Source organism: Edaphobacter sp. HDX4 (assembly GCF_036877565.1).
In the GTDB taxonomy this organism is placed as follows: Bacteria; Acidobacteriota; Terriglobia; order Terriglobales; family Acidobacteriaceae; genus Edaphobacter.
Genome location: NZ_JAEDXW010000007.1, coordinates 121,981 through 141,922, shown reverse-complemented (window position 1 = coordinate 141,922; position 19,942 = coordinate 121,981). Strand labels below are relative to the sequence as shown.

13 protein-coding genes are annotated in these 19,942 nt (G+C 54.8%); all 13 read right to left on the bottom strand.

The features are described from left to right. Positions 1-841: 841 nt before the first annotated feature. The 13 genes from JAO29_RS23475 to JAO29_RS09195 all read right to left on the bottom strand — a co-directional run bounded on the left by JAO29_RS23475 (position 842) and on the right by JAO29_RS09195 (position 19,845). A complete protein-coding gene (locus JAO29_RS23475) occupies positions 842-973 on the bottom strand; it encodes a helix-turn-helix domain-containing protein (protein ID WP_442886347.1) in 132 nt (43 codons plus the stop codon). 568 nt (positions 974-1,541) lie between these two features. Then, the gene (locus tag JAO29_RS09250; RefSeq protein WP_334267918.1) at positions 1,542-3,326 is read right to left on the bottom strand and encodes an eCIS core domain-containing protein; all 1,785 of its coding nucleotides are present in this window, start codon (positions 3,324-3,326) and stop codon (positions 1,542-1,544) included. A 218-nt stretch (positions 3,327-3,544) separates the two neighbouring features. Further along, on the bottom strand, positions 3,545-4,279 hold the full coding sequence (locus JAO29_RS09245; RefSeq protein WP_334267917.1) for a hypothetical protein: 735 nt from the start codon (positions 4,277-4,279) through the stop codon (positions 3,545-3,547). 562 nt (positions 4,280-4,841) lie between these two features. After that, on the bottom strand, positions 4,842-6,158 hold the full coding sequence (locus tag JAO29_RS09240; RefSeq protein WP_334267916.1) for a DUF6519 domain-containing protein: 1,317 nt from the start codon (positions 6,156-6,158) through the stop codon (positions 4,842-4,844). Between the two features lie 9 nt (positions 6,159-6,167). Then, positions 6,168-8,312: a hypothetical protein gene (locus JAO29_RS09235; RefSeq protein WP_334267915.1), complete on the bottom strand. Its 2,145-nt coding sequence runs from the start codon at positions 8,310-8,312 to the stop codon at positions 6,168-6,170. After that, positions 8,305-11,424 (bottom strand): putative baseplate assembly protein, encoded by a 3,120-nt coding sequence (locus JAO29_RS09230; protein WP_334267914.1) that lies wholly within the window; start codon positions 11,422-11,424, stop codon positions 8,305-8,307. The genes JAO29_RS09235 and JAO29_RS09230 overlap by 8 nt, the downstream gene beginning before the upstream one ends. Beyond that, positions 11,421-14,360 (bottom strand): putative baseplate assembly protein, encoded by a 2,940-nt coding sequence (locus JAO29_RS09225; RefSeq protein WP_334267913.1) that lies wholly within the window; start codon positions 14,358-14,360, stop codon positions 11,421-11,423. Before JAO29_RS09225 ends, JAO29_RS09230 begins: the two co-directional genes overlap by 4 nt. 3 nt (positions 14,361-14,363) lie before the next feature. Continuing rightward, positions 14,364-14,720 carry a GPW/gp25 family protein gene (locus tag JAO29_RS09220; RefSeq protein ID WP_334267912.1) on the bottom strand — a complete coding sequence of 119 codons (357 nt, stop codon included), beginning with the start codon at positions 14,718-14,720 and terminating at the stop codon, positions 14,364-14,366. A gap of 375 nt (positions 14,721-15,095) precedes the next feature. Further along, on the bottom strand, positions 15,096-15,611 hold the full coding sequence (locus tag JAO29_RS09215) for a phage baseplate assembly protein V (protein WP_334267911.1): 516 nt from the start codon (positions 15,609-15,611) through the stop codon (positions 15,096-15,098). Next, on the bottom strand, positions 15,608-16,741 hold the full coding sequence (locus JAO29_RS09210) for a hypothetical protein (RefSeq protein ID WP_334267910.1): 1,134 nt from the start codon (positions 16,739-16,741) through the stop codon (positions 15,608-15,610). Before JAO29_RS09210 ends, JAO29_RS09215 begins: the two co-directional genes overlap by 4 nt. Then, positions 16,734-17,045, bottom strand: coding sequence for a LysM domain-containing protein (locus JAO29_RS09205; protein ID WP_334267909.1), 312 nt, complete (start codon positions 17,043-17,045; stop codon positions 16,734-16,736). Before JAO29_RS09205 ends, JAO29_RS09210 begins: the two co-directional genes overlap by 8 nt. A 9-nt stretch (positions 17,046-17,054) precedes the next feature. Further along, complete coding sequence (locus tag JAO29_RS09200) at positions 17,055-17,570, bottom strand: hypothetical protein (protein ID WP_334267908.1); 516 nt, start codon at positions 17,568-17,570, stop codon at positions 17,055-17,057. Positions 17,571-17,781: 211 nt separating this feature from the next. Further along, a complete protein-coding gene (locus tag JAO29_RS09195) occupies positions 17,782-19,845 on the bottom strand; it encodes an eCIS core domain-containing protein (RefSeq protein ID WP_334267907.1) in 2,064 nt (687 codons plus the stop codon). Between the last annotated feature and the right edge of the window lie 97 nt (positions 19,846-19,942).

The window sequence follows — 19,942 nt, the reverse complement described above, 5'->3', positions numbered from 1 at the left end:
CTCATCGAGGTAAATTGTTAACAATTACGGGTAAGGAGAATTGGGATCGAGGCGAATTGTCTCGCAGCGATGTGAATTGAAGAAAGTCCACAGCTGCGAACTTCGAAAATGGGTGAGCTCACACATTCGCGAACACCTGAGCGGCCACGGAATTCGGGGTCGTTCGAAATGAATGTCAAAATGTGGCCGGAGAACACGAACTCTCACGTACGCTTCACAAAATGATATGAACTTCGGGTACATGTTCGGGTACAGAGATCAGTTTGGCTTGCTTACGCTCAATTCTGCTAAATTGCTCAGCAGCACGTACTTATCGATTTCTAAATTACGATCAACTACGCTTATTTATCATAGACTTACGGTGTTCTCAGGAAACTCAAAAATCCGTCGGAGGCAACTCCATGGGGGTTCGATTCCCCCTCCTGGCACCATTTATCTATCCTTTGTATTTTCAATGTTTTGCGAGGAATTAGGCCGGTCTCTCAGATAATTTCAGGTACAAAATCGGGTACATCACGCATCTATCTTATTTTCAATAGTTTGCGGATCTATGCTGTTCAATCTTCAGCAGCAGGCTATCTATAGTTATGGTCGTTTACGCTCGATTACGGAGTGCGCAGCGGATAAAATGTCCGCCGCCGCGTCACAAGTCGCTACCGAGTAAGTACTCAGTGTGTCCACATTGGCAGCTATCTATGGCGGATGTCTGTCGATGAGTCACTCGGGTGATTATTCACTGTTTGAGGGACGCGAGCTCTCCCAAGAAGAGCGTTTGAATAAATCTGCGCTCTTGCAGCGCGGCGAAAGCGGATCACATCACCTTTGTTGGCCGATGCGTTTATCACCAGTCGCTCGGCGGCATGCCATCCCAGTTGCGGAATACGCGTCCGAATGAGTTTGGATCCTCGAAGCCAAACAGGTAGGCTGCTTCGTTCAGCTCCAACGCTGAGTTGCTGAGGTAATACCGAGCCATCTAGTGGCGTGCGTCATCAAGCACGCGCTGAAAGCTACGGCCAGGGTCTTGCCAGCGGCGTTGCAACGTGCGCGGGCCTATGTGAAGAGCCTGCGACACTGCGTTGATCGAGGGACGGTGGCCTGTAAGCCTGTTCTGGATCGTGCGGCGCACCAATTCTAGGAATCCATCCTCTTCCTTGTATTGCCGCAACTGCTCCTCGAACTGTGGACCAGTAAATCGAACAGTTCCTTGCGGCAAGTGCCTTCGCGGCCGACGGTTCTCCGGTCTATCTCTATCGGTTCTCCTACGTTCAGCCTGCGATGCGGGAGATGTTCAAGGCCGGGACCCCGCACGGCGGAGAAATCGGCTTCGTGTTTGGCACCCTTGGCACCGGAATGTTTGGGCCTCCGCCGCCACCAGGCGCACATTGGCCGACGGTCAATCTTGTGGCGACGCCGTCTACCCGGGGTCGATCCTTGCCTCGTTCCGGGGTCTTTTGTCGTTGCCGGTGCTGCTTATTCGAATCTATAAGAAGCCATTGCCGAGCAAGCGTCCTAGCAACTGACCGTCGGTGGCTGTAGCCGTTTTACTGTGGGTATCTCGGGGGAGCGGTACCGCCGACCTCAGGTATCGCGAGCACCAAGGGAATGCCTCCCCAAAATGCCGTGAGTAATGCAGCGACATGTACGCTGGGAATCGCCCATAGATGAACGTATCCGCATGATGATGCTGCCGCGAGGCCTCGATCCTTCTGGATGGTCCAATCCGCTAGCGTGCTTATTCGCAGGTCTTTTTTCTCGTCATTGAACATCCATTCGAACCCAACCTTCACCTCCCATACTTTCTGGCCGGGGCCTAAACCATCGAAAGCAATCCCGAGCAGAAAAAGCGGTGGAAGGACCAAAAAGTCGAATGCTGTCCCCGTGACCTGTGTTGCGTAGGCATCATGTCGCTGATTTCCACCGAGGCGGGGGATTGGGGCTTTGAAACACCCTTTTACCACCCCTGGTTCCATCGAAGGGAACATCCCCGGCGAAACCGACCATGAGCGTTCGGCCTCCAAGGCTGGGTTGGGCTGAAGCTGCCGAGCCTTGGCCAGAAAGCGAAGGTAATCGCGTTGTTGCTCTGTCAGTTGCTTGTTCCACAACATTACTCCGACATATTCCTCTTTGCTTCTATACACGAAACCTGTGTAGGGGTTGATTGAATCCGCCCATGCCGGCCCGTGCGTGGACCAGAAGAAATAGACACCCGCAGCAGCGGCAGCAACTAATGGAGCAGCACCCGCTAAGGGTGATGCCGCCGGTGCTGCTGCTGGGCCAAGCGCCGCAGGCGGAACAGGTGTGAGCGGAGATACCGGCGCGGTTGGCGTAGATGGGCGTATTGGTGGGGGTCGAAACGCCGGTACTGGCGAGGTCGGGGATAACGTCGGCCCAAGGGCAACACCCGCATTAGCGTCTGCCCCCAACTTCGTTGGGGGAGGCTGCTCTATCGCCTCTTTTACTACCGGAAACTCGGGAATAGCCGCGATGCCTGAGGATCGGAAAGGAGGGTCAAGAAGTCCGGCGCCTCGCCATCCTGTGACTAAGTCGGTCATCGGCTTGGCTGCGGGAAGCTTGGTTGGAGTGTCAGGATGGCTTGGTGCCGTATTTGCGAGCGGAGTAGGTGAAGGTGGAGGGTCACTGACTGGCTGCCGCTGAACTCCGCGCGGAGCGAGCGACGCGAAAACAGGGGAAATGCTACGGCTTTCATGGTCCTGAGCACTCGGATTTCTCTTTGCTCCTGACTGTTGCACCACATGGGTTAACTCGTGGGCAAGCAATAGCCGTCCCTCGTGCGTCCTTGGTGCGAACCGGCCCGAATCAAATACGATGTGACGTCCCACGGTGTACGCGTTGGCGCTGACGTCCCGTGCAGATTGCTCCGCGGAACCCCCTGAATGCACCCGCACCTGTGAAAAGTCGTGCCCAAAGTGTGGCTCCATAAATGCCCGCGTATCGGCATCCAGCGGCTGCCCGGGGGAACGCAGAACCTCCTCCACGATCGGTGGCGCGATCTGCGCAGTAGACTTTTTTGAGGTCATCCGCTGAATGATTAGATCGGCACGGTTGTTCCTCTGAATCTGAGAGGTTGCCTCAGTAGCGCTCCGCACGACGCTATCCGCGACCGCTTCTGCTTCCTGCTCGTAGACATCCCCCGGCGCGTTTACGGAGAGCTTGGTTTGCAGCGTTGTCGGCGTTCTGCCATGTACAGGTATCTGGCTGAAATCATGCCCAGGCCTCTGCTTCCCAATTGACGCTGTCCTGGGACCAGATAGCACAGCTGGCCCGAGTCCATCCGTTGAAGGATTGCCGGCGACTGAACGCTGCAAGTTGGTCTCACGCTTCTTCCTGCACTCAGTGCACTCCTCATGTGTAGTCTTGCGGTTGCCACAAGCGCAGTTACGCTGTAAAACGCTACTGTCTGCAAGCGCAACCATTGGCTTTGCTGGCTTCATCTGCGCGGAAGTGTGGAGACTCATTGCGTTCTAGACCTCCTGCTGCTGGGCTGATTCCTGGCTAGAGGCATACGAGAGAAGGTTCAATATTTCTACGGTGTGGTTCTCCAAAGGATATAGGCAGCCGTTGGAGATTTCTTCGTGGGCTTGAAAGTGAAATCCGAACATTTTCGACCCTTTGCGTCTTTGCGATCGATATGCTCTCCGAACACGTCTTCCACGAAGCAGGACCCATTTGGAAAAGCACCTTCTATGCCGGTATGATCGGCACTTGTGATATGCACCTCCGCATTTCCGGTACCCCGCCACACTACATAGCCTCGCGGTACGCTGAGCCTTCCAACCTGATCGTGGAGAGATCGGCTCTCTCTTGAGGTGGAGTCGATCCTCGCATTCAGGTCTGCGTTCTGCATTACAAGTTTTGTGTTGGCGACGCTGGCCTTGTTGAAATCGTCTCGGGCACGCTTTGCCTCAGCCTCTGCCGCGTTGGCGGCGGAAATAGCTTTTGCGACGGCGAGTTTGTTCTGCTGTTCTTCCTTGCTCATGCTATCGCGGACTGCGTCCAACTGGGCCTTCGAATCCGTCTGTGCTTGTTCCAGGTCCGCGTTTCTTTTGGCCTCCGCCTCTGTCTTGATTTGGTCTATTTGTGCCTTTGTCTGAGCCTGCATCTCAACTCTTTCGCGGTCTACCGCCGTTTTCGTCAGATCGTCGGCTTTGCTGTTGATTTGCTGGCTTCTGGCACTGTCGCCGCCGAAGAATTTTTGCCATAAGGGCACTCCGACTCCTCCTCCAATGAGCAACGGCGCGAGCATCGTTGCCAACCACATGAAACCTTGAGGAAATGGTCGAAGGATGGTGGCAAGAACCGCAGGAACCGGAATGGTGTTCCCGGCTGGGGCGATCTTCTGAATCGAATTCAATAACGCGGATATGACCGGGGCTGCAGGGGTACCAGGCTGAACCGGTCCAACGAATTTCACCAGCTCACTTAGCAGTTGCGGCTGGTTCGGCAAGGCGCCAGCCAGATGCAAGGTTTCGACTCTTTGACTTACCTCCGAGGCGACATCGCCGAGCGGTTCATGAGGTTCGATGCTGCGTCCCAGCAGCAACTCTAACGGAGCATGCAGCGCAGAGTGAAGTGTGGGAGTTGTTGGCGGTACGGGAGCCGAGGTTGGAGTTGCAATCGGAACCGGAGCAGGAGTCGATGGGGGTACCGGTATTGGAACAGGAGTCGGGGGCAGCGGTTGATTTGTCGGGCTTTGAGAGCCCGGGACCTCACTCAGAGGCTCCTGACAGGCCCAGCAAACAGACGCGCCGTCGGGATTTTTCTTATTGCAATTAGAGCAGATGCTCATATCGGATAACCTCCGAGCGAATTAAATATCCTTCTTAAGCCTTCGCCGCAGGAAAAGGATCAAACTTCTTCAGACAGGTGGTATCCACGTTGCTAACGATGCCGCCGCTGACGACCATCGTGGCTAACGGTGCGTAATGATGCACAATTCCATCTGGTTGTCTTTTTCCAGATACTAAAATCTCGCCATTGTTTGCAGTGCGCACCGGCACATACCAGTAATCGCCGGTGCGATAGGAACTGATGCCTGGCTCCGGGGCGTGTTCGAATCTGAATTCGATACCGTTCTCGCAGGGGAGCCACGCGTTTTCAACGATTTTGTCGGCCCCGTTTACCAGGCCTTTCTGGTCCCAGCGGCGAAGATACGGAGTTCGAACGGACGCCTTTGTGCTGTGTGGAGAGTTTTTGATTTCGGGAATGTCCTGATCCACCGTGATCTGCGATTTCGACGGGACGGACTTAACCTGCAACAGAGGGCCGGGATGTCCAGGACTACGAGTAGCATCGTCAACCAGTTCCACCCAGTCGTCGATCTCCAGGCCAAGCGTCGGGTCGTTCCATTGATTTTGCAGGTTGAAGGTCTTGCCGTGGCCGGATGCAATGGCAAACACCACCGAACCGTTCTCTCGCGACCACTTGAATGTCGCCTTTTCACTTGTGCCACCATGATGAATCTCAATCCGATAGAGCTGGTTCTCCGCGCCGCGATAGCGCGATGTTGGCGAGACGATGCAGGGTCCGGTTTCAACGCTTTCGCCGGGTGACAGCCTGACGCTCAGGTGGCCACGATTGGGCGGCTGGAAGTGGGCGGCAAATTTAGGCCAATTTTTGATGATGGACTCCGGTTTGGCGTCCTCTGGCCCATCAAAAAAGGGATCTGCGAACGGAAGTGTAAGCACCTGCCAGAAAATTTTTGAGCGTCCCGCTGTATCAAGGCCGCCGAGACCTTTTTCCAGAATATCTTCGTCCTCAATGGCGTTGACGTAATCCTCCCACACATCGAGATAGATCAATCCGCCACCGTCGAGATTTTTTTTCGCCGGCTCGAAAGGCTGGCTAAGATACGTAACACTGTCGTCATCGTTCTCGCACGATACGCCATCCACGTAATAGCGCCCCTTGCCAATATTGAAATCGTTCTTTTTTCCGTTGGGTGAGATGACGAAGCCGCATGCGTGCGTCGGACCGCCGAAAGGACCGATTAGGTCAGAACTTAGTGTTTCGAGGCGCTCCAGAAGTATAGCGACTTGTTCGTTCCAGTCCGCGTCAAGGTGTACGCGTCCCTGCTGCTCGAGCACGCGTTGATAGCGCTTTGTGTGGTCGAACGTGAACCGTGAAAAATCGCCTTTCATGACTTCTCCTTAAGAAACGAAAGAGATATCTACCTGACAGCTTGCGGGAACGTACTCACTAAGGCGCGCAGCCACGCTCGATAGGCGTTGAGGATAAAACAGGTCGTGAAATACGCCCATTTCTGATCCATCATCAGCACCTTGGCGAATCGCAGACGAACAATTCTCTGCCAGCTGGCAATAGTAAGGGTTCCCGTAGCGCGTGTTGCTGAATATTGGAATGACGCCCGACTCAGCGATGCTTCCAGAACCCGCTTTGGAAGAGGCGGTATCCGGCTGGCAATTGTAGCGGCGGGGCGTTTTTGAACCGGGAGGAACATAACAGAAACGCACGCACCCGCGCTGCCGGCGAGCTACTGTTAATATGCCGTCGAAGATGCAGTTTTCGGCGAGTTCGATGGCGTGGGTTCGAATCTGGCCAAAAACAGTGCTGCGTAAGATTTTTAACGTAACCCAGGAAGCAGCGGAGTTATGATCCCACATCGCTTTCGATTTGGCGTCCATCGCGTCCACGACGCTATCACTGATAGTGATGTTTAGGGGTTCATTCTCGCGTTGAGGCTCTTCGGTCTTTATTCCACCAATAATGGAGTGCTCAATACGCAAACGTGCAGAGGAGTTCCGCAGCACGATACTAGGCTCTCCGGCGTGACGAGGTTTGCAGTCGGGATGAAGTCCCCATCCGGGCACGAGCGTACAGTGTCGAAATACGATCTCGCTGACGCCACCGACAATTCGGGTACCGCGACCGGTGACAAGAATGCCGTCGAAGATACAGCTTCCCCCATCGCCGGAGATGGAGAGTGCCTCGGCACGACCCGATTCGATATCAAAAATCCGAATCACGGGACGCGCGCCGTCAACAGCACGAATTTCCAGAGATTGTTTTGGACGCAATACGATGGAGAGGTTATTTTCGTCGTAGGTCTGGCTGTCCGTAATTTCGATAACGGCCCGGTCGGGTGAATCACGCTTCCACTGTTCGAGTACTTTGCGAACATTGCCCTGGATCTCAGTTCCCCCGGATGCGATGGAATAGATTCGTTCACCAACGGTTGAGGTAGCAGGCCGGGCGTACTCACCGCCACCGAGATCATCGCTGAAGCCATAGTGATAGCTGACAATGACATCAGGCGGCTCGTCGCCGGGATGAAAGCAGATGCGCCCCAGTACGGGGTCCACGGCAACGTAACGTGCGGGCGGCACGTAACGCCAGTTTGAAAGATCTGCGGGAATAACGGCCTCGCGCGGAATTGGTTGCGCAGCGTCTTTGCCCGGCCAGATTGCCAGGCTCTTTCCCTCTCCGTAATAGGCGGCGGAGACCATGCTCTGCCTGCTACTCACGATGCGCTCCCCGAATGCTCTGCGGCGGATGGGAGAGGGCAGCGCGTGCTCCTCCGAGAAACAGCTCTGACTCGCTGGGGGCATCGCGTCACTGAACAGCTGCGTGTTGTTGCCGATGGGGCTGAAGGTGAAGCAATGCTCCCCTGCATTGTCGCCCTCTTCCATGCAGTGAGCTTCGGAGCGAGTAACAGAATATGACTTCAGACGAAAGACAAATAAACCGATACTACCGGGGTTGTACCGTCCGGAGGAGTGACTCGAATTGGCACGCCGCACGTCGATGGTGTGAGTCAGTAGATCGAACGGAGATCCGAGCAAGCTGAGCGCATCCCCGGCGCGCAGATCGATAGATCGGCCCCGGTCTGTCCGCAGGTGATGGAGGGATTGCGTGACAGCAAGAAGCCGCCCGAATTCGACGGCCCGTGCAGGCCATCCGGCGAGGTCCCGGGAAAGCACTTCGAGAAGCGCGAGAGTTCCTTTACGCCGACGGTAATGGATGGTGTTGCCGATCTCCTGGCGGGATAAAAGTATGCGGTTACGAAGTCGCCCTTCGGCACTAGAGACGTCGCCGGGCTCGCCGGCTTCAGGCGCTGGTTTATAGCCGATCAGATCGGCTATATATGGAACAACCCAGTCCTCGCACGTTTCAATGAACCAGTTCTCATAAAGTTGCCCGATATCTCTTTCAACGACATCGACCTGTTCGGAGATGATCCGCAGCAGGCCCCGGAGGGGCTCGCCGGCTTCCACGTCCTGCTGGCGGACGTAAACGGGAAGTAGTTCGTAGAGACGGTCCTGGGTTTCAGACATTACTCGCCTCCAGGAGAATTAGAGTTCTTGGAATTTGCGGAGCGAGGAACGCAATTTGCCAAGGCAGAACTTTGATGGACATCGACCCTGGTTCTGCGGTCCCAGGTGTTGGGATTGAAAGCTGACGTGATAAGGATGAAAGATCCTCGGAGACGATATCCAGCACGTCGAGGTCGACATACATCACGCCTTCAATATTCTGCATGGCGCTGACTATCTCGCTCTCCAAAATGTTCTGGCCCAGATCTCGATTATTGAAGCTAAAACGCGAAAGTAGTTCGCTCTTGATATTTGAGGCAACAACAGTGAACTCGTAATCCGGAAGAATGGCGACACTGGCCTGGATCACTAGAAGCAACGGCTTGAAAACTGCGAGCTGAATCCGCTGTTGAGGGTCTCCCAGCTTTTCGAAGGCAGCAAGAAGGTTTACGAACAGGTCGGACGTCTCATCGATAGAGATGTTGTCGACCCCGGCGATCGTGACCTGAACGGTAGTGTCGATCTGTGTGGCATTTGCCTTGCCAATGCCAGCGAAAGTGCGCGCGAAATCTGCGTAGTCCTGTACTGACACAAGGCGATCGAGCGACATGACCGTGAGCGGAGCGTTGCGGCGGGTAGAATCGCCGGATTCAGGGTCAGCTCCGCCGGACGCCCGAATGGGATTGATGACATCCTTTACGCCGAGCGGCTTCGTCGTGACCATTTTGATCGACCCTGCGTCGACGTTGCCCGACGATCCAAGGCCGGTACGATAAACCGCTTTGATGTTCTCGATTCCCGTAGGTACTCGGGCTCCCTGTATACCGTTTCCGAAAACAACCGTTGTTTTGGAATCATTCCCTGTCCGGAGGAACAGCGAATGATCGCGCGGGCCGAGCGCGGCCAGATCCGTGGCTTCGTGCCACAGCATGCCATTCACGCGGACCTCTAAGGTACTCTCGACTCCGGTCGCAGTTGGTGCGGAGATGTAAGTAAGCGGAGACTGCTTTAACTGAAACTGCTGGAGAGCCTGACTGGCGTTGCCGCTGCCAAGGACTTCGCTGCGCGTTTCGCCATGAGTGGCGTGAACGACATTCCCAAAGATCTGAACAGTATCTCGTTTATAGGTGTAAGAGAGTCCGCCGGCAAGTAGAAGGGAAGTGTGGATTCTGTCGCCGGGAACGTCCGGGTTGGCCGCATGCTCGGCGCCGGCGAGCATGACCAGCTCGGCACCCTGAACTCCTTTCAGATCCACTCTCTCGCCTGCAACGATGAGCCAGTGCCCAGCTTCGAGGCCGTCATAAAAATCGTCCAGTTCAATTTTGTCTCGGGCGACTGGTTTCTCAATCGGCGCTTCGGACAATTCGAGTCTTTCGCTTTGCGCGAAGACAGCGAAGCCGCGGACAATGGATAAATCCGGAACTTTCTTTCGATTGAAATTCAATTTATTTTTTTCTAGGGTGATCTCAGTCACTTTACCGCTGATACCGTAGTCGGCGCGCGACCGTTCAACCGTGGTCACAATGGGGCTTACGATTGAAGAGACGCCGTCTTCTTGCTCGTGCTCAAGCAGTATCCAGCCTTGCGGGACGATTTTTTCGTAAAGATTGTCCAGTGAAATCCTGTCGGGCTCCTCAGTGGGCTGTACGGTGGAGGCGGACATTTGGCCTTCCACGGTGTACGTGGGAATTCCGTCACTATTGAGGTCGACTGAGATAGTTGTAGGATCGGTGCCTGCGCCGACCACGCTTGCACCATGGTGTGCTCTTTGAGACGCGACAGGGATGATCGTGATCTGCAGGGGCGAACCTTTGAAGGTGTAATCGAGCTGGAAGGGAGGATTTAGCTCCGGCCGATCTTTGGCGGTGAGCGCAATGCCACTCCCCAGATCGAACGTTCCCGCTTTCAAATCGCGATCGTTTACGATCGGTCTTGCCTCTCCGATTTGTATCTCCGTGTGAAGAGTAAGATTGTCGGAATGGCCATCCAGCCGTGCGGAAAACGTGAACCGCTGCTGAGAACCGGCGGTAGGAACGGTGCGGGTAAGGGGCCACTCAACTGGATCAAGGACTTGATTGTTGCTGCCGAAGACGAGCTTCTTGGGGGCATTATGGCCAAAGAGGGAAGCGCGCACGCGGAACGCATACACCTCTGCCGGCTGCGAAAGGCTAACATTGGCGTTCCTGACAGCCTCCATGAGGTGCTGTGAATCGAGTTGGGGCCGAACGACTGCCGCGATCTGTAGTACAACCTCAGAGTCTAAGGTCACTGCGGACGCCTCGCGCCCCAGACGCATCGAATCGACGGGATGTGTGGCCGGTGCCTTAGCGCTCATCCCCATCAGGCTCTGCACGGTTTGCATCAAATCTTTCTTCGTGCCTCGATCGGTGCTGGCCGAGACGGGTTCGAGCGATACCTTCGTCCAATTTCTGTCGTTATCAGGTTCTACTGCAAAGATCCGGCGGGGAACAGGGTCGGAGCCTGCGAAGGTGAATAGCAAACGGTCATTGAGCTTGAGGTTTGTAGAGATCCCCTTCAAGTACACAACCTTACCCGTTTTCGTCGGCGACTGCGGCTGGGTTTGACGAGGTTTGAGATTATTCCAGATTTCACGCGAGCTCAGGTTTTTCGATGTCTCAAACGACTGGGGAAATTCGCCGGGCCCGGGTGAACTCTGTGAGCGGCTGCCGGCAAGGATGTCTACCGCGTGATCCTTCTCAAGCGTGTAAGCAAGATAGACACTGGATGCTACGCCGGGACGAGGCCGATAGCCAGTCAGACGCGCTAGTTCGAAAATCGAGAACGGCTCCGTTGCGGTCCGCAAATATCCCTCGTTCGCAATACGCTCCTGATAGAAAGTAAGAACATCGGCGACGGTAGCCCAGGCGTCCAGTAGAGCAATGGAAAAGTCGTCATTCTCGCGAGTGCCGAGACCGGACAAAGGAAAAGAATTCCGTAATACGAGGCAGCGGTCCTGTACGGGCAGCTCCAGGGCCAAGTTCGAAAGCCGCGCCTTCATAGTTTCGAAAAAGGTGGAGTGCGTGCCAACCCGGTACACGATTGTGCTCAACCCGGCCCGGTTTGCTGTGTTGTCCGAAGCAGGTAGGCCTAATCCGCCGCCGCCGCAGTTCATCGTCCACCTCCCATGTTGAGCTTGAGAACGCCGCTCTCGGGAAAATTGGGATTGCGGTCAAGGCGAGCGATCTCGAGAGGACCGATGGGTAATACGCCATTCTGCAATTCCCCGTTCGGCCCCTGGTAGAGCCGCTCCAGCTTGTCGACCCTAATCGACATAACACCGGTTACCGCCTGTGCTATGGCGATCAGGTGGCTAAGATAGATGCTCACACCGAAAGTAAGATTATCCGGGTGAAAAAATCCGCGCCGTCCGTCTGGGAGACTAGTGGAACCGAGAACCTCGATTAGGGCGGCCTTCACATGGGCTTTTAGATAGCCTGGACGCACACAAACGGTCATTTCGATCAGGAGCGGAACATAGTTAGCGGGCACGATTTCAATATCGTGATCGATGCGGCGATAGCGATACAGAGAACGCTTGATTTCTTCAAGCAGGTCAGGGGCCGCCACCTCCGTTCCAAAGGGGTCGATCGCGAGCTGGACTGAGTATCGGCTTCCCGTGAAGCGAAGCGACGCTGCCGCTCGTTGAACCTTCGGATGTCGCTGTGCGATTGTCGCATAGTCTTCGGCCGTGACCGCCCGCTCCAGGGTGGATCGAAAGGCAGAAGGCGCGAAGAGTTTCACATCATTAAAGGATTCAGGGGCGGTTCCTCCGCTCGCAGCCAAGGGGTTGGAAATCCGACTGATGCTTTGACCGTTGATGTGTTGGCGGGACACTATATGCGTGATTGTGTCCGGGCCGAAATTAGCTGCGCTGCCGTTACCGATCCGGTAGCTGGCAAGAAAAGTAGCACCGGCTTCGGGAGCGCGCCCGAGTTGCCCGTCTCCGAATCTGAGATGGGCATAGCCGTCCTCCATCTCCACGACGAAATGGTTATCGTTAGGGCCGCTTGAGAGCAGATCCGGCCGAGGGATCCAGGGTTGGTCTTTCAGGCGTTTGACGGCCCGGAACGTACCGGAAGTATCCATCTTGAAGGTGCCTTCGAGCACGCCATCGCTGAAGGTCGCGCTGAATGCAGCGAGCGCATCTGTAGCAGGGAGACTCAGCAGGTTCCAAGATGCGTTCACGCCCTCTATAGAACCGCAAATCGTGAGATTTCCCAGCTTGCCAGAGTAGCTGCCATCGAGTTCGCCCTGCAGTTGCCGAAAGATCAGGAGAGCCGAATCTTCGCCGGCTGTTGTTTTAAGAGTCAGATCCCAAACACCCGTTAGGGTTACCATTTGGAGTGTTATCCATGGAATCGCTTGACGAGGATCCTGCAAGGTCAGTTTCGACGCCGGGGCATTCGCAAGTGGCGATTGACAATAAGTCATCGGACCTGCCTTGAGAACCGGCCGGAAGATGCCAGGAAGCTGTATTTTATCCGATGGTTCATCCACTCCGATGCAACTGGCGACCGACTCTTGAAGGGGCACCCAACCGACGAGAGGGTCATTGGTGATTCGTCGACCGTGATCAACCAGCAGCACATTGCCTAAGGCGACCGATACTTTTTCGATGTATCGGCATTCGGGGGGGCGTCCAAGACATGATATGCAGAGCGGGAATGCAAGAGCGTCTTCCAGGTGCCACCAAATATTAACGATCGGTTGCTGATACAACTCATCCACTGCGCGTTCGGTGCGCACGATGCGAACGGCCTGCCGATGAAGAGGATCCGCATCGCTTTCGACTCCCGTCTTCGGACCTAGAACTTCCGCCAATATCAGAATGTCACCGGGTTGCAGACCGTCAAGCATCCGTGCGCGTGGACCCTGGTATGCTGGCATTTCATCGTGGCCAGAGGCCTTCGATCCCCAGCCTGTCTGACGCGTTTTGGGCGTGTGGGGGGATGCGGGTTTGGCCCAGTTACCTTCCGGTGTTTTTCTATATCCGCTCGATTGGGCAGCCTTAAGATAGGACGAATCTCCATCTTCAGCCTCGACTGTCACTGCTGGCGAGGTACTTTCGGGCGTCCAGTGGTCTATCAGGGTGGCGTTGACTGCGCCCTTCTCCAGGCTGCACTGACGGTATCCCCATGTGTAGAAGGCCATACGATTCTGAGATTCGTAAAAACGGACGGGCTGTGCCGCCACGGGTTCGAAGACTTCATACAACCCGGCTGAAACCACATCCATTTCCTGCTGCGTCAGCATGGACCCTTTGCCGGCCACAGGGGCGTTAGTGACGAAGTAAAAGTCATTCGGGTTGAGTTCTGCTGTATCGGTTAGAGTTTCAACGCATACCAGCGCACGCGCGTTGCAGCCCTCGTGAACGAAATAGTCGACCAACCGCGCATGGCGGCGTAAGGAGATGCGTTGGCGACACGTGCCGATGTAAGCTTCAGTGGCGACGGCATCTTGGTAATAGCTCAGATAGTCGCCGGTATAGGCCAGGATTTCTGCCAGAGCGATGCCTATATCCGGTACGCGGGTCTCTTTCCACTCAGGCATGAGCAACGACCATCGGTCAAGGATCAGCTGGCGGAAGCCTTGGTAATCCTTCGCGAGATAATCGATCTCAGGTTCGTCGCGGACCCGCGGTGCACAGACGTTCTGATCCAGGCAGTCGAGGTCGGCGGGACAATCGGGTCTGAACAGAAAATCAAAACTGGAGTACACAGGGTCGAATCCGGGAAGGCCGACGATGCGTAGTGTGTAGGTGGAAAAATCGCCCGCCTTGTTGAGCGTGATTCGTGCACGGTCCTCCTGCTCAGGGTCGTTTATCTTGTAGAGGTGTACGCTAGTCGCCTGAATACCCGCAATGCGCACTCCTCCATCGATGACAATGTGCTCCGTGGAAAGTGCGTCGGGAGCTTTACCAAAGAAGTAAATATCGAGGCTATTAGAGGGGGCATCATGGCCCGCTTCGACGTAATCTATGCCGTTAAAGTCCTGGCTGCGAACTTTCAGGCGGCGTTGTTCGTCGTTGCAGATGCCTGCTGGTTTCATCGGCTATACCTGACGCGAAAACTGCGCGCTGTTGAGCTGCCCGGTTCGGCGCAGCACGTAACTCAGTTCTATATGGATCAGAGAGTCCTCACTGATCACCTCAAGCGACTGCAAATCCACAAGGTCTCCCAGGTAACCCTGTATCGCGGCCTGCATCGTGAATTGCACTGTGGCCGCAAGCTCAGGACTGTTGGGTGCGAACACCAACTGCATCAGACCGCTTCCGAAATCGGGGCGGTTAACCCGTTCACCGGGTCTGGTAAACAACAGCAGCTCGATCATCTGACGGACGTGGTCCTCCTCCGTTGCGCAACTGGTGCGGCCACGGTCGTCGAAGTGCAGCGGAAAGTCTGGATTCATGATCATCACATTCCGGTAACACGCGTTTGAGTAGAGGCAATTATTAACGGGGTGCCCGTTGGTACACAGATGGCAACGCTGTCGAGTAATAAAACGGGCTGGGCATTCGACGTTATGCGGGTGGCGGCTGTGACCCACATTGCAGTGATACACGGACCGTTTGCAATAATCGGAGGAGGCAACGCGCAACCGGCTATGACATACGGGCCGGGCATACAGACGATGGGCTGACCCATTACGGTAACGCGCGGATTCGGGACTGTCGGCTGCGCCTGGCCGCCGTGAGCACAGAGGACGGTAGCACCTACATGGAGCAGAAAGCCGGGCACGCTAGCCTCCTCTCAGACGACCGCCGAAATGTGATCGGATTCGGCGTCATACAATCACCATTGCGCCGTTGTTAATAGTTACGCTCGGGCCGGCCATAATGATGCTTGCGCCTTTGCCGTTCTGAATGTAGATGCCGGTGTCATTCACGATGAGGGTTGCACCGGTACTGCTTTTGAGCATGATGCCACCTGTGGGACCGGGCAAGTCACTGATGACGATGGCATTTTGCGCCGTGGTCTGAAGCGCGATGTTGGGACTGAGGGGGACTCCGGCCAGCGCGAGGGCGGGCACTTCAGCGACGCTTCCCCAGTAACAACCCACCCAGATTGGATAATCGGGATCGCCCTGCTCAAATTCCACCCAGACGCCCGCGCCAACTTGCGGAATAAAGTATGAGCCCATCTGTTTGCCCGCAACGGGAACACAGGGCATAGCCCAGCTCGTAGGCACTATTCCGGAGACGTCAGGAACCATAGCCAGAATGCGGCCAATTTGCATGGGATCGACGTTGTCCACAACGGTGCCCCTGTACTTCCCGAAATATTTTTCTTCCTGGCTCATGCTGTAACCCTGGGGACAGTGGATATAAGGCCGTTGCGAGTAAGGTGGAAATTTTGTTTGTATTCCCCGCGTTTAATGTTGTGCGTCACGCTCATGACGTAATAGAGGCCGTCAAAAGCTATCCCTCCGCCGCGTACTCCGACGAGACCGCGGGCCTTTAGAATGCGACCATATCGCAGCACGTCGAGCGTGCCGCTCGCGCTGACTACATCAGCACTGCGCGCGGCTTTCGCGAGACCTATAAGAGCCGCCTGAATGGGTGAAAATTTGGCCGTGCCGCTGATGTTTTTGAAATGTTTGGGAATGGGCGGCACAAGGCCGAGTGGCGGACTCATGGGAGTGATATCAGGTATCAGAATCGGAATCGGGAATTTGGTGAATAAGTTCTGAACGAAAATGTAGGGCTGTTGTTTGCGCTCCGCATCGAAGGCGAAGCTGAGCGATTCAACATTGGTATGTGCGTCCATATTTATGTTCAGGGCCGGTTGTGGTGCACCGATTCTAATGTCCGGTCCCCAATAGGCGACGTTTGCTCCAGGAACCGGCCCAGGAGTAATAAAAAAAACGTACCCGACATCATTTGCCAGCTTATTGATATATTTCAGGTCCGTGCCTTGATGTCGTGGAATGCGCTCGATCGGAATAGGAACGTCGATCAGGATACTCGGCAGGATAAGCGGTACGATTCCGAAAGCTGCATACTTCGTACAAATGAGAGCGACACGGGCTTCGGGTAGAAGCGCGGGGTAAGGGAAGCCGTCTAATGGGATCAGGTCCATTAAAGCAGTGAGGTCCATGCCGGTCAGTTTGAGTTTGGAAAATCCGGCACTCGCGCCTGGGCTGACGTCCTGCTTGGTAATCACGCCGTCGATAATCACGTCCGGTATGCCATTCACGGTGGCGATCAGAATCACGCGAACAACAGGAATGGACACACCGCCCGATAGAAGAAATAGAGTATGTAACGGAGAACTTGTGCTGAGCGTAAAGCTCATTTCAAATCCGCTGGGAACGTTCGGCTCTGCGTGATTATTTACCGTGATGTCTGTCATTGAATCAAGCACAGACTGCGGCACGGGTACGGGAATAACCGGACCGATCATCAACGTCAGATAGAGTCCTTTAAGCATTCGGCGTTCCGGGTATGCCTTCCGGCAGGGTCATGCGCAGGCGACGGCCCACGGTTCCGGTGAGATCCTGAGGTCTCATCGCGCGATTGGCGTCACAAATGCGCCAGAAGAGTTCGGGATCGCCGAGATATTGGGCTGCGAGATTGTCTAGGCGGTCACCCGCAACGACAGCATGTACTTGCAGAACGGCAAAGTCCTCAGGAGGAGGTACGAAACGGCGCCTTAGGTAGACGTATTGGGTTCCTGAAGCCGCCGAGTAGATGGCTGTTGGAATGTTCAGATAACGGCTGCTGATGAGGAACATATTTGCCTTTCATCCAATCCTGTCGACGCCAAGTGATGCGAGACTGGCGCTGGGGTTAAACGATGCGAGTTGCTCTTTGTTTTTCTGGTAGGCCATGTACAAGTTGCCGTTGCCCCCAAAGCCCAGGTCGGTGACGCTGAGAACGCGCATGCTAAGGCTGACCTTCGCGCGAATCGGGTTCAGCGCCGGATCGAAGGCCTCTTCTGTAATGCTTAAATCTGTGATTCGAACAGGCACGATCCGGTTTTTACTCCAGACGAAGAGCGTGAGAAAGGACTGCATTGGGACAATCTCGAGCGTGCCTATGCTTGCGAGACTGTTGTTCAGAACCAGTTGGTCGCTGGACGGATAAACGAGAGTTTCAAGGGCTGCGATTTGTGGGTGCAGGCCCAGCTTGCTCGCATTTGGATTTTGGTCAGGGAACTCGAGTTGATCGGTGATATCCATCTCTGCTTCGAGCTTGATGGTTTCAACAGGCGGGCCTTTAAGGCGCAAAGCTTCGGAGCGATCGCCTCCTTCGGTCATACCCTGTACCTGGAGACTGCGTGTAAGAGTGTCGGGATTGTATTGCAGCCCAATGATCTTAAGCGGGGAACTGCCGAACAGGACGATTCCACCTTTGAGGAGACGGGGCGAGTTGGGGAATGTGCTCATGCTAGTGATTTACCTCGCTAAAGGGAGCCGTTGTTCGCGTAGGTATGGGGGCCGGGTCTATTGGAAACCAGTATCATTCGAGTTACCGGGTTCTTTGTTTCCGACGATTTTCTATGTCCTTCTGTATGTCAACCTTGAGCTTTCGCTCTTGCGCGAGCATTTCATCTGCTCGCGCAGCCCCATAAAAATCGCGCCCAAACTTCCAAGTTGCCCACGACTGGTTACCCTTAGAACTATTAAGACCCCGATCCATGATCATGAGATTCGCTCTCGTACTGAGAACTTCTTTCTGGGCGTCGCTGAGTTCTCCGGTGCGCTCAAACTCTCCCAACTCCTTAAAGCCGGCCATTTCACTGATTTCGTCAACTGAAACGATATGTTCGACAGTCGGATCCCGCGTCACCTTTCCTGAGATTTGATCAATGAACTCTATTTTTTTGGTTTGAATGTTTGCCTTTGCCGCACTCTGAAAGACATCCTTGCGGACATTTTCAAGAACTGAAAATAGGCGGCATGCCAGGTACAAAGCCCGGCCTAGCCGGCCGATCTGTTGCCTCAGACCAAACTGGTCTACTGAGGCCTGCTGCCGTTCTTTTAAGAGTGCAGCCTTCTTTTGAATCAGAGCTGTCTTCTCTTCTCCGAGCTTTGCTCCTTGAATCTGTCTATCGAGTTCGTCAATTTCGATTTGAATTTTTGTGCGTGTATCTTCAATAGTGCCTATTTGAGACGAAAGCGTTTCCTTGCGCGCAGCAGTCTCGGCTGCGCGCTGTTCCGCCGTTGATTTATTTCCTTTGGATTCCGTTGGCTCGGACGGCTTCTTGTCTGCCCCCGTTGACGCCAAGCCTTTGGCGGGGAGTATTTTCGGGTCGAATGCTTCTGCGGGTGCCCGAACCACCAAACCATCCGGTGTAACGGCATCGAAATTTCCAGGTGGCGTGGGACCATCGTAAGCTGTGCCCGCACCTTTGCTGGAATGCGTTAGCAGCGCAACAATTACAGCAACGTTTGCTTTTGCTATAGCGCGCGAGAGGGCTTCTCCCGAATTGTTCAACTGCGCAAATGTCCTCGCGTTTAATGCAGAGACGAATGTTCCGAGATCTGCCATGATTTGGAACAGCAGTGTTCCTACAAATACTATTGAAATCGTCATTGCCGCTAAGGCGATCCCGTTGGCAATCCAACCAGGGCCCGCAATGAGCGCAGCCACGTATAGGGCGGCGAAGAACGCCATTACAGCGACCGCTTGTTTGGTAAAGAGGGCGTCAATCTCAGCCTTTACATCGTCATGGTACGGTTCTTTGGCCTTTTGCACTGCATACCAAAGCCGTTCGAGTGGCGTCATCTTTATAACTGCTTCGTCACCAGGTGCTTCTGTTTCTTGCGTTGGTTTTTTCCGATGTGGGTCGGCATTGAATGCATCGTAAAGTTCTTTTTCTGTCTGCCGCGGCTTAGGCCCCAGTCCCGGAGGGGCAGGCGAATGGCTGTTTGACGGCTGGCCCTTGGCAACCGCCGGCGAGTCTCCGTGGTCAGGAGTTTTCGCCGGCGGTACAACGCCCCAGCGTCGCAAATCAGCTATGTCAGCCTCGGAAAATGGTGCCCTTGCTACTTGTCGGGAAGTACGTCCTTCTACCCGAAAAGGACTGAGTGTTGAACTTCCGGCTTCGAAGGGACCATAGCATACATTTTGGTGGGTGTCCTTCGGTTTCTGTCCCGACTGTTGAACCACGTGCGTTAGCTCGTGAGCTAGAAGTCGTTGTCCTTCGTGTGTCTCTGGTGCAAACCGGCCCTCACCAAAAACGATATTGTTTCCGACCGTATAGGCGTGAGCCTGAACATCCAGTGCCGATTGTTTTGCGGCAGTATCGGAGTGCACTCGCACCAAGGAAAAGTCATGGCCAAAACGCTTCCCCATGTTCTGTTGTAGCGCTGGTTCAAGCGGTCTACCGGAACTCGCGAGTACACGTTCAACACTAGCAGGCGCCGCATCCATCTGCTCATTCGATTGTCCCGAGAAACGCTGAATACGTGGTAGTGCTCCGCTAACTGGATGTGCCGGCGTTGCCATGACATGATCGGCAACCCAGTCGGCTTCAAGTTCCAAAGGATCTTTGCTCGCACCAATCACAAGCTTCCGCTGCAGCACCACATTTGCATCCGGGCGTGCTCCCCGAACACTTATACCCGCCAGAGGTGGTGCAAAAACGGACTCTGGCCGAGCTCCCATGTTAGATGTGGCTGTCTTG

What these genes read in the sequence shown, in the direction of transcription:
- JAO29_RS09235 (WP_334267915.1), bottom strand. Translation starts at nt 8,312, where the DNA reads ATGTCTGAAACCCAGGACCGTCTCTACGAACTACTTCCCGTTTACGTC.
- JAO29_RS09245 (WP_334267917.1), bottom strand. Translation starts at nt 4,279, where the DNA reads ATGTGGTTGGCAACGATGCTCGCGCCGTTGCTCATTGGAGGAGGAGTC.
- JAO29_RS09220 (WP_334267912.1), bottom strand. Translation starts at nt 14,720, where the DNA reads ATGAATCCAGACTTTCCGCTGCACTTCGACGACCGTGGCCGCACCAGT.
- JAO29_RS09210 (WP_334267910.1), bottom strand. Translation starts at nt 16,741, where the DNA reads ATGCTTAAAGGACTCTATCTGACGTTGATGATCGGTCCGGTTATTCCC.
- JAO29_RS09200 (WP_334267908.1), bottom strand. Translation starts at nt 17,570, where the DNA reads ATGACCGAAGGAGGCGATCGCTCCGAAGCTTTGCGCCTTAAAGGCCCG.
- JAO29_RS09205 (WP_334267909.1), bottom strand. Translation starts at nt 17,045, where the DNA reads ATGTTCCTCATCAGCAGCCGTTATCTGAACATTCCAACAGCCATCTAC.
- JAO29_RS09230 (WP_334267914.1), bottom strand. Translation starts at nt 11,424, where the DNA reads ATGAACTGCGGCGGCGGCGGATTAGGCCTACCTGCTTCGGACAACACA.
- JAO29_RS09240 (WP_334267916.1), bottom strand. Translation starts at nt 6,158, where the DNA reads ATGAAAGGCGATTTTTCACGGTTCACGTTCGACCACACAAAGCGCTAT.
- JAO29_RS09215 (WP_334267911.1), bottom strand. Translation starts at nt 15,611, where the DNA reads ATGAGCCAGGAAGAAAAATATTTCGGGAAGTACAGGGGCACCGTTGTG.
- JAO29_RS23475 (WP_442886347.1), bottom strand. Translation starts at nt 973, where the DNA reads ATGGCTCGGTATTACCTCAGCAACTCAGCGTTGGAGCTGAACGAAGCA.
- JAO29_RS09225 (WP_334267913.1), bottom strand. Translation starts at nt 14,360, where the DNA reads ATGAAACCAGCAGGCATCTGCAACGACGAACAACGCCGCCTGAAAGTT.